We start from the raw sequence: 8,635 nt of genomic DNA, 5'->3' as shown, positions 1-8,635 counted from the left end.
ACTTCTGAAAGCGGATGGTTCAGTGGGGCCAGCCGGTTGAGCGAGCGCTCCTGCTCGCCGCCTCCGCCGGGATCGCCCCGGCGCAGCCGCCCGCGACACCGCCGCCGTTCCCCGAGTGGACGGACGCCGCCGCGCTGCCCCGTCCGGTGCTGCGGGACGGCGGCGGCGAGTTCCCGGCGACCGCCGTCCGCAACCTGGTGCTCCTCCTCGCGATGGCGGGCCGCCCGGACGACTTCCCCGGCGTGGACGGCGCCCTCGGCGAGGTCGCGGCGGCCTGCGAGCCCGCGTCCCTCGCCGCGTTCGCGTGGGGCCTGTTCGAGGACTGGGCGGCGGCCGGGCACCCGGCCGTCACCGGCCGCCACTCCCACGTCCTGTCCGCCCTCGGCCGGTTCGGCGACGCCGACACCGTCCACCGCCTCGCCGCGCGGGCCGCCGGGTGGACGAAGCCCGACACCGGCGACCTCCTGTCCGGGGCCCTGCGCGCGATGGCGCAGATCGGCGGGGACGCGGCGGCGGCGCACCTGAACGACATCGCGATACGGGCCCGCACCAAGACCGTCCGCAACGTCGCCCGGTTCCACCTGGGGCGGCTGGCCGAGGCGGACGGCCTCACCACCGAGCAGCTCGCGGACCGGCTCGTCCCCGACCTCGGCCTGGAAGCCTCCGGCACCCTCGCCCTCGACTACGGCCCGCGCCGCTTCACGGTCGTCCTCGACGAGCAGCTCGTCTCGTTCGTCCACGACGAGCACGGCCGGGTCCGCAAGACCCTCCCCAAGCCGGGCGTGAAGGACGATCCGGAGCGCGCCGGGGCCGCCCGCGACCGGCTCGCGCGGCTCAGGAGGGACGTCCGCGTGGTCGCCGCCGACCGGACGGCCCGCCTCGAAGCGGCCATGATCGACGGCCGGGGCTGGACGCCCGCCGAGTTCGACGCCCACCTCGTGCGGCACCCGATCGTCCGCCGCTTCGCCCGCCGCCTCGTCTGGCGGACCGCCGACGGCACGTCGTTCCGCATCGCCGAAGACGGCACCCACGCCGACGCGTCGGACGAGACGATCGTCCTCGCCCCCGGCGCCCGCATCGCCCTCCCGCACCCCGCCGACCTGACCGACGCCGAGCTGAAAGCCTGGGCGGACGTGTTCGCCGACTACGAGATCCTGCAGCCGTTCCCGCAGCTCGGGCGTCCCCGCCACGTCCTGACCGAGGACGAGCGGCGCTCGGACCGCCTCGCCCGCCTCGAAGGCGCGACGGCCCCGGCGGCGGGCGTCCGGGCCCTCCTCCGGACCGGGAACTGGCGGCAGTCGTTGGCGATCAACGGCCGCAGGCCGTGGATCGCCGCCCGGGTCGCGGGGCCGAGCCTCGTCATCGACCTCGCCCCCGGCCTGCCGGAGTACGACTCACAGGACGCCGCCGACCAGACGTTCCGCCGCGTGCGGCTGGCCGACAGCCCCTACCGCGACCCGGACCCCGCAGACCCGCCGCTCCGCTTCGGCGATCTCCCCGCGGGCGCCGTCTCGGAGGCGATCGCCGCCATCGACTCCGCGCTCCGCCGACCCCGCTGACCGTCAGGCGAACCGCGAGCTGCGCACGGGCCCGGGGGACAGGACCGCGTCGCGGGGCCCGGCGAGCCAGCACGACCGCGCGGCCGCGATCAGCGCGGCGGGCGCGCCGTCCGGGTCCGGCGGGGTGTCGCCGTCGCCCGCGTCGTCGTCCGGCGCGGCCCGGACGATCTCGGCGGCGATCTCCTCGGCGGGCCGCCCGTCCGGTTCGGTCCGCTCGACCGACCCGTCCGGGCGGGCGCGCATCCCCGCGCCCCACGGCGCGACGGCGACCTGGTGCAGCAGCCCGCTCACGTCGGGGGTCACCGCGGGCGGGGCCGTCCAGCAGGTGGCGTGCTCGAACAGCACCTGCCCGTCGGCCCGCTCCCACAGCCCGCGCAGCACGTCCTCCTCCACGTCGTTCAGGTCGTGGGCGACGGCGAGCGTGCCCGGCCGTCCCGGCTCGAACGGTTCCGCGGGCAGCCCGAGCAGTTCCGCGGCGGCCAGTCCCAGGATCGTGCTGGACCGGTCGGGCAGCAGCGCCACCCGCTCCGGCCGCGCTTCGGCGGCGTCCAGCACGAGCCGCAGCCGCTCGACGGCGCGGCGGCACTGCCCGTATCCGCCGCCGAGGTAGGCGAACCGGCCGGCCATCCCGGCGGCGAACCCGTGCGGCGACAGCGACAGCAGCACCGTCCCGCCGATCACGAAGTGCCATCCCCGCAGGTCGAGGGCGTCCAGCGCCGTGACCGGCCGGACCGCCCGCGCCCGTGCGAGCATCCGCTCCAGCCGCTCCCCGGCGCCCGCCCACGTCTCGTCCGGTTCCGGCAGCGCCCGCGCGATCTCCTCCGCGCGGGCCGCGTCCCCGGACATGAGCGTGTTGAAGGCGAGCAGGTACCGGTCGGGCCACGGCTCCAGCAGCGCCGCGTTCGCGTCCAGCACCTCGACCACCTCCGCGTGGCGGTCGTCGCGTTCCAGCGCGGCGGCCAGTTCCCGGACGAGCGCGACCTCCCCGGGCAGCGCCGCCAGCGCGGCCCGCAGCGCCGGGACGGCCAGCGCCGCGACACCGCGCTCGATGCAGGCGTACCCGAAGTCGTAAAGCTCCTGCACGCCGGGCTCCCGCTCGCGCCGCCGGAGCCGCCCGCCGCCGCCCGTCCCGGCCAGCACCGCGGCGGTTTCCCGCAGGTCGTCGAACCCGGACGCCGCCGCGGCCCCTTCGGTGAGCCGCGCCAGCTCCCGAAGGTCCATCTGCTCGGCGTTCGCCCGCAGATGCCGGATCAGCCCGGGGATGTCGCCGTTGTCGAGTAGCGCCTGCGGTTCGTCCATGAGCGGGCACACTACTGCCCGGCCCGCCCCGCCATCACCGCATTTTCCGGGCGTTCGGCCGTCAGCCGTCCGCGAGTGCCAGCACGGCACGGGTGTGGACGGACGTGCCGAGGAGCACGCCCCACCGCCGTGCGTGCGGGCCGAGGTACCTGCGGATCCCGTCGGCCATCCGGGCGTACGACCAGTCGTCCTCCTCGCGGAAGTCCCCGCCTTCGGGCCGGGTCTCCGGTTCGTCGAGCCCGGCCGCCACGAGCCCTTCGCTCACCCGCAGCGCCGCCGCGTACGCGCGCAGCAGGTCGAAGGGGAAGTCTTCGTCGTCCGGGAGGGTGAACAGGTCGAGGACCCGCTGGACGATCCGCGCCCCGTGCTCCAGCGCGCCCGTCTCCGCGCAGTACTCCAACTGCGCGGTGACCTCCGGGATCCCGGCCCGCCGTCCGGTACGTGCGCTCGTGCACCTCCCGCGCCTTCTCCACGAGCCCGGCCCGCAGATAGGGCATCAGCAGCAGATCCTCCCGCTCGTCGCCCTCGTCCAGCTCCCCGAGAGCCTCCTCGTCACACCCCAGATCGGCCAGCCACTTGACCCGCCGCAGAACGAACTCCCGACCCGCGTACCGTCCGGCCTCCGGCAGTTCGCGGAACTCTTCCCACGCCGCCCGCAGCGCGTCCGCGTCTCCGGCCCGCGCCGCCGCCTCCGCCCGGTACCAGCGCACGTGGTGCAGGTCGTCGGTCCCCGGACGGCGGCACGCCTCCGCCCGGTCGAGAAGGTCGCGGATCTGCCGCAGATGCGGCCCCGACCGGGCGAGCACCCGGTCCATCGTGACCGGCAAGGCCGCCCACAACACCCCGACCCGGTCCGCGCTCAGCAGTCCCGGCCGCTCGCCGTGCAGCCGGAACAGCTCGTCGAGCAGGGTGAAAAGCTGCGCCCGCCAGGTCTCGCAGCGTTCGGCCAGCATGTCGTCGAGCAGCATGAACCGGGCCTCCACGAGCACGTCCGTCTCGCCGCCCGCGACCGCGTTCTGCACCACCCGCTGCGTCCGGGCGATCCGGTCCCGGAACTCCAGCGGGCGCGCCAGGCCGAGTTCCCGGCGGAGGCCGTCGGCGTCCGCGGCGTCCAGGTGCGGCGCGAGCGGGGGAGCGGCGGGACGGGCGGACGGTCCGTCCCCGCGCGGCAGCTCGACCCCGTCGGCGAGCGGCTCGGCGAGGACGAGCGCCTCGATCCGCTCGGCGAGGTGCGAGACGCCGTCCATCCGGTCGATGCGGCGGGCGAGGCCGATCGCCCCCCAGTGCAGCGTCCCGCCGAGTTTGGCGTGGCTCATCAGCACCTGCCGCTCGCACCCGGGGTCGTCGCAGAGGCACGGCCAGTACCACTCCCGGTCCAGCCCGAGTTCGCAGACCCGCCCGCACAGCAGTGCCGCGGCCGCCGCGGTCCACATCTCCTCCACGTAATTGCAGTTGCTCCCGAGCCGAAGCACGTTGCGGCGCAGGACGTCCATACCGCGCTCCACGTTGCCGGTCCGGGCGCAGAACTCCAGGTGCGCGGCGACGCCCTCCAGTTTCAGGTCCGGGTGCCGGTACGTGCGCTCGTGCAGGGCCACGGCCTCCTCGACCCGCCCCAGACGCAGGTAGGGCATGATCAGGTCGGCTTCCCACACGTTCTTCGTCGCCATCCGGATCTGCCCCGCCGCGACCGGCGCGAGCGCCGCGGCCGCCCGGTCGGGATACCCGAGCCGCTCCCACATCGTCGCGACGGCGCAGGCGAAACCGTCCGGGTAGAGGTGCTCCTCCGGCGGGCCCTGCGCGTCGAGGAGCCGCCACAGCCGCTCGACCTCGGCGATGTCGCCGCCCCGCGCCGCCAGCTTCATCCGGGCGTTGTCGAGCGCGAACCGGGTCCACCGCCGGGTCGGCGGGCAGTACCGTTCCAGCTCGTCGAGCAGCCGGTGGACGCGCTCGGCGGGCTCGACGTCGAACCGGACGTACCAGTCGACCACGTTGTAGATCTGCGACCACATGGCCCGGACGTCGGATTCGCGATGGTGGTGCGGTTCGGCGTGCCACATCAGCACGCACGCGCGGAGCACGCCGAGCCGTTCGCCCATAACCTCGCCGGAGTGCTTCTTCCAGCCCTTGAAGTGCAGCGAGAACGCGTAGCCGAGCCGGACGCGGAACAGCATCTCCGGGTCGCCGAGCGCCTCGGCGTCCGGCAGCAGCGCGCCCATCGCGCTCATGAACGGCTCCGCGCCGCCGCCGGGGTTGATCGGGTCGAGCTTCCACGCCGCGGCGAGGCCCGCGCGCAGCCCGTCCTTCGTGACCGCCATCGTCAGCCGTCCCCCTCTCCCGCTCCGGCGAGGGCGCGGACGGCGCGGGTGTGGAACGCCGTGCCGGTGAGCTCCTCCCAGCGGTGCGCGTACACGCCGAGGTAGTCGCGGCATGACTCGGCGAGCCGGGCGAAGCTCCAGCCGTCCTCGGGCTCGCAGCACTCGTCGGCGGGCCAGGTCCACGTCTCGTCGAGACCGGACGCGACGATCCGCTCGCACACGCGGACCCCGCCCGCGTAAGCGCGCAGGGTGTCGAACGGGAAATCCTCGTCGTACTTGATGTGGAACAGGTCGAGGACCCGCAGGACGATCTCCCGCCCGTGCTCCACCGCACCGACCTCCGCGCAGTACAGCAGGTGCGCGGTGACCTCCGGGATCCCGGACGCCGTCCGGTACGTGCGCTCGTGCACCTCCCGCGCCTTCTCCGCGAGCCCGGCCCGCAGGTAAGGCATCAACAGCAGATCCTCCCGCTCGTCACCGTCCGCCACGAGCGGCGCCATCACCGCGAACGCCTCCTCGTCGCATCCCACGTCGATCCACCACTGCGCCCTCCGCGACACGAACTCCCGCCCCGCGTACCGTCCGGCCCCCGGCAGTTCGCGGAACTCTTCCCAGGCCGCCCGCAGCGCGTCGGCGTCCCCGACCCGAGCCGCCGCCTCCGCCCGGAACCAGCGCACATGGTGCAGGTCGTCGGTCCCCGGGCGGCAGTGCGGCTCCGCCCGGTCGAGGAGGTCGCGGATCTGCCGCAGGTGCGGCCCGGGGGAGGCGAGCACCCGGTCGAAGGTGACCGGCACGGCCTCCCACAGCACACCGGACCGCTCCGCGCCGAACAGGTCCGGACGGTCGCCGTGCAGGCGGAACAGTTCGTCCACCGTCGAGAACAGGTCCTGCCGCCACGATTCGCGGCGTTCCGCCAGCAGTTCGTCCAGCAGCGCGAACCGGGCCTCCACGACCACGTCCGTGAGGCCGCCCGCGGTCGCGTTCTGCAGCACCCGCTGCGTCCGCCCGATGCGCGGCCGCGCCTTCTCGATCGTCTTCGCCCGTTCGAGCTCACGGCGCAGCCCGGCCGCGTCGGAGACGTCCAGGTGGTCGGCGCGCGGAACGGCGGCGTCCGTCGCGCCTGCGGCGCCGGACGGGTCGGCGCGCGGCGGTGCGAGTTCGAGCCGGTCGACGACGGGCTCGGCCCGGATCAGCGCCTCGACCCGGTCGGCGAGGTAGGTGTTCCCGTCCTTCTCGCCGATCTCGCGGGCGAGGTTGACCGCGTCCCACCGGAGCTGCCGGCCCAGCTTCGCGTAGCTGATGAGCGGAAGGTCGTCGCAGTCGTCCTCGTCGCATCCGCACGGCCAGAACCACTCCCGGTCGAGCCCCAGCTCGCACACTCTCCGGCACAGCAGCGCCGCGGCCGCCGCCGTCCACAAGTGGACGAGGTACCGGCAGCCGAGACCGGCCAGCCGCAGGTTGCGGTGCAGCACGTCCATGCCCCGCCGCTCGTTCCCGGTGCGGGCGCAGAACTCCAGGTGCGCCGCGATGTCCTCGTACAGCATCCCGGTCGGCGCGTCGGTGCGCCGGTGCGCCTCGACCGCGTCGTCCAGCCGCCCCAGATGCAGGTACGGCATCAGCAGGACCGTCTCGAACAGCCTGTCCTCGCGCGTGGGAATGTGCCCGGCGAGGACGGGCACCGCCGCCGCGAGGGCGAGGTCGTGCAGCCCGAACCGCGCCAGTGTGCGCACGTTCGCGGCGGCGTGCCCGTCGGGCACGTAGTGCTCCTGCGGCGTCCCCTGCACCCGCAGCCGCCGCCACAGCCGCTCGACCTCGGCGACGTTCCCGCACCGCGCCGCCAGCTTCATCCGGGCGTCGTCGAGCGCGTACCGCACCCACGGGCGCATCGGCGTGCAGTACCGCTCCAGCTCGTCGATCAGCCGGTGGACGCGGTCGGCGGGCTCGACGTCGAACCGGGTGTACCAGTCGACCACGTTGAAGATCTGCGTCCACATCGCCGTGACGTAGTTCGCCGGGTAGCGGTGCGGGTCGCGTGCCACGCCAGCAGGCACTTGCGGAGCACGCCGAGCACCTCGGCGATGACCTGCTCGGACGAGCTGTCCTCCCAGCTCTTCCAGCGCATCGTGTACCCGTAGTCGATGCGGGCCTTGAAGAGCATCTCGGGGTCGCCGAGCGCCTCGGCGTCGGCGAGGACGGCCTCCATCGTCGCGACGACCGTCTCCTTGCTCGCGCCGCCGGGCTTGTTCGGGTCGAGCTTGCGGGCCGCGGTGAGCCGCCGCTGCAGTTCCTCCCGGTCGAGCGCCGCCATCAGCTCCCGCCTCCGGCTCCGCACCCGACCGCGTCCCCGAGCGCGTCCCCGACCGCGTCGGCGGCGCGGGTGTGGACGGACGTGCCGGCGATCTCGTCCCACCGCCGCGCGTACAGCCGGAGGGTGACGCGGCAGTCGTCCGCCAGCCGGGCGAAGCTCCAGTCGGGTTCGTCGGGCTGGTCGGGTTCGTCCGGGTAGGTCCAGGTCCACGTCCGGTCGATGCCCTTCGCGACGACCGACTCGCTCACCCGGACGGCGGCGGCGGTCACCGCCAGCCGGTCGAACGGGAACTCGTCGTGGTCCGGGACGTCCAGCAGGTCGAGCGTCCGCAGGATGATCTCCGCTCCGCGCTCCGGCTCGTCCGTCTCCGCGCAGTACGCCAGGTGCGCGGCGACCTCCGGGCCCCCCGACGCCGTCCGGTACGTGCGCTCGTGCACCTCCCGGGCCCGCTCCGCGAGCCCGGCCCGCAGGTAAGGCATCAACAGCAGGTCCTCACGCTCGTCACCGTCCGCCACCAGCGGCGCCATCACCGCGAACGCCTCCTCGTCGCATCCCACGTCGATCCACCACCGCGCCGCTCCGCAGGAGGGCCGCCCGCCCCGCGTACCGTCCGGCCTCCGGCAGTTCGGCGGAACTGCGCCGACGCGGCCCGCAGCGCGTCGGCGTCCCCGGTCCGCCGCCGCCGCCTCCGCCCGGAACCACCGGACGCGGTGCAGGTCCTCGGTCCCCGGGCGGCAGTGCGGCTCCGCCCGGTCGAGGAGATCGCGGACCTGCCGCAGCAGCGTCCCGGGACGGGCGAGGGCCCGTTCGGCCGCCGTCGGCAGTGCCCGCCACAGCACGTCCACCCGATCCGCGCCGAACAGGTCCGGACGCTCGCCGAGCAGGCGGAACAGCTCGTCGACCGTCGCGAACAGGTCCAGCCACCAGTGGTCGAAGCCGTCCGCCAGCACGTCGTTCAGCAGCGCGAACCGGGCCGCCACGAGAACGTCCGCGAAGCCGCCCGCGGTCGCGCCGTGCACGACCCGCTGCGTCCGCACGATGCGGGTCCGCCCGGGTTCGAGCGTCCGCGCCCGCCGCAGCGCCGCGCGCAACTCCGCCGCGTCGGCGCCCCGCAGATGCGGCGACGGCGGCACCGCGAACGCGCGGGCGTTCCG

At 74.9% G+C, this 8,635-nt stretch carries 5 protein-coding genes and 1 pseudogene; 1 reads left to right on the top strand and 5 read right to left on the bottom strand.

Annotated features, from left to right (window positions below; all coding sequences use genetic code 11):
• The first annotated feature begins 14 nt into the window (after positions 1-14).
• Complete coding sequence (locus BJF79_RS25325) at positions 15-1,559, top strand: DUF4132 domain-containing protein (RefSeq protein ID WP_075901045.1); 1,545 nt, start codon at positions 15-17, stop codon at positions 1,557-1,559.
• A 3-nt stretch (positions 1,560-1,562) separates the two neighbouring features.
• On the opposite strand, the gene BJF79_RS25320 is transcribed toward BJF79_RS25325, so the two are convergent.
• The 5 genes and pseudogenes from BJF79_RS25320 to BJF79_RS55825 all read right to left on the bottom strand — a co-directional run.
• Positions 1,563-2,858: a hypothetical protein gene (locus tag BJF79_RS25320; protein WP_075901047.1), complete on the bottom strand. Its 1,296-nt coding sequence runs from the start codon at positions 2,856-2,858 to the stop codon at positions 1,563-1,565.
• 11 nt (positions 2,859-2,869) lie between these two features.
• Positions 2,870-5,173 carry a hypothetical protein gene (locus tag BJF79_RS25315; protein ID WP_075901043.1) on the bottom strand — a complete coding sequence of 768 codons (2,304 nt, stop codon included), beginning with the start codon at positions 5,171-5,173 and terminating at the stop codon, positions 2,870-2,872.
• Positions 5,174-5,175: 2 nt separating this feature from the next.
• On the bottom strand, positions 5,176-7,167 hold the full coding sequence (locus BJF79_RS25310; RefSeq protein ID WP_143220157.1) for a hypothetical protein: 1,992 nt from the start codon (positions 7,165-7,167) through the stop codon (positions 5,176-5,178).
• Complete coding sequence (locus tag BJF79_RS25305; RefSeq protein ID WP_143220156.1) at positions 7,089-7,481, bottom strand: hypothetical protein; 393 nt, start codon at positions 7,479-7,481, stop codon at positions 7,089-7,091. The genes BJF79_RS25310 and BJF79_RS25305 overlap by 79 nt, the downstream gene beginning before the upstream one ends.
• Positions 7,481-8,635: pseudogene (locus BJF79_RS55825) on the bottom strand (hypothetical protein); the annotation flags it as partial. The gene BJF79_RS25305 and the pseudogene BJF79_RS55825, both read right to left, overlap by 1 nt.

The sequence above is a fragment of the Actinomadura sp. CNU-125 genome (assembly GCF_001942465.1).
Lineage (GTDB): Bacteria > Actinomycetota > Actinomycetes > Streptosporangiales > Streptosporangiaceae > Spirillospora.
This window is presented reverse-complemented; position numbering and strand designations above follow the sequence as displayed.

Bases quoted from the DNA above. Each gene is read 5' to 3' on its own strand.
- BJF79_RS25325 (WP_075901045.1), top strand. From the start codon at position 15: ATGGTTCAGTGGGGCCAGCCGGTTGAGCGAGCGCTCCTGCTCGCCGCC.
- BJF79_RS25320 (WP_075901047.1), bottom strand. From the start codon at position 2,858: ATGGACGAACCGCAGGCGCTACTCGACAACGGCGACATCCCCGGGCTG.
- BJF79_RS25305 (WP_143220156.1), bottom strand. From the start codon at position 7,481: ATGGCGGCGCTCGACCGGGAGGAACTGCAGCGGCGGCTCACCGCGGCC.
- BJF79_RS25315 (WP_075901043.1), bottom strand. From the start codon at position 5,173: ATGGCGGTCACGAAGGACGGGCTGCGCGCGGGCCTCGCCGCGGCGTGG.
- BJF79_RS25310 (WP_143220157.1), bottom strand. From the start codon at position 7,167: ATGTGGACGCAGATCTTCAACGTGGTCGACTGGTACACCCGGTTCGAC.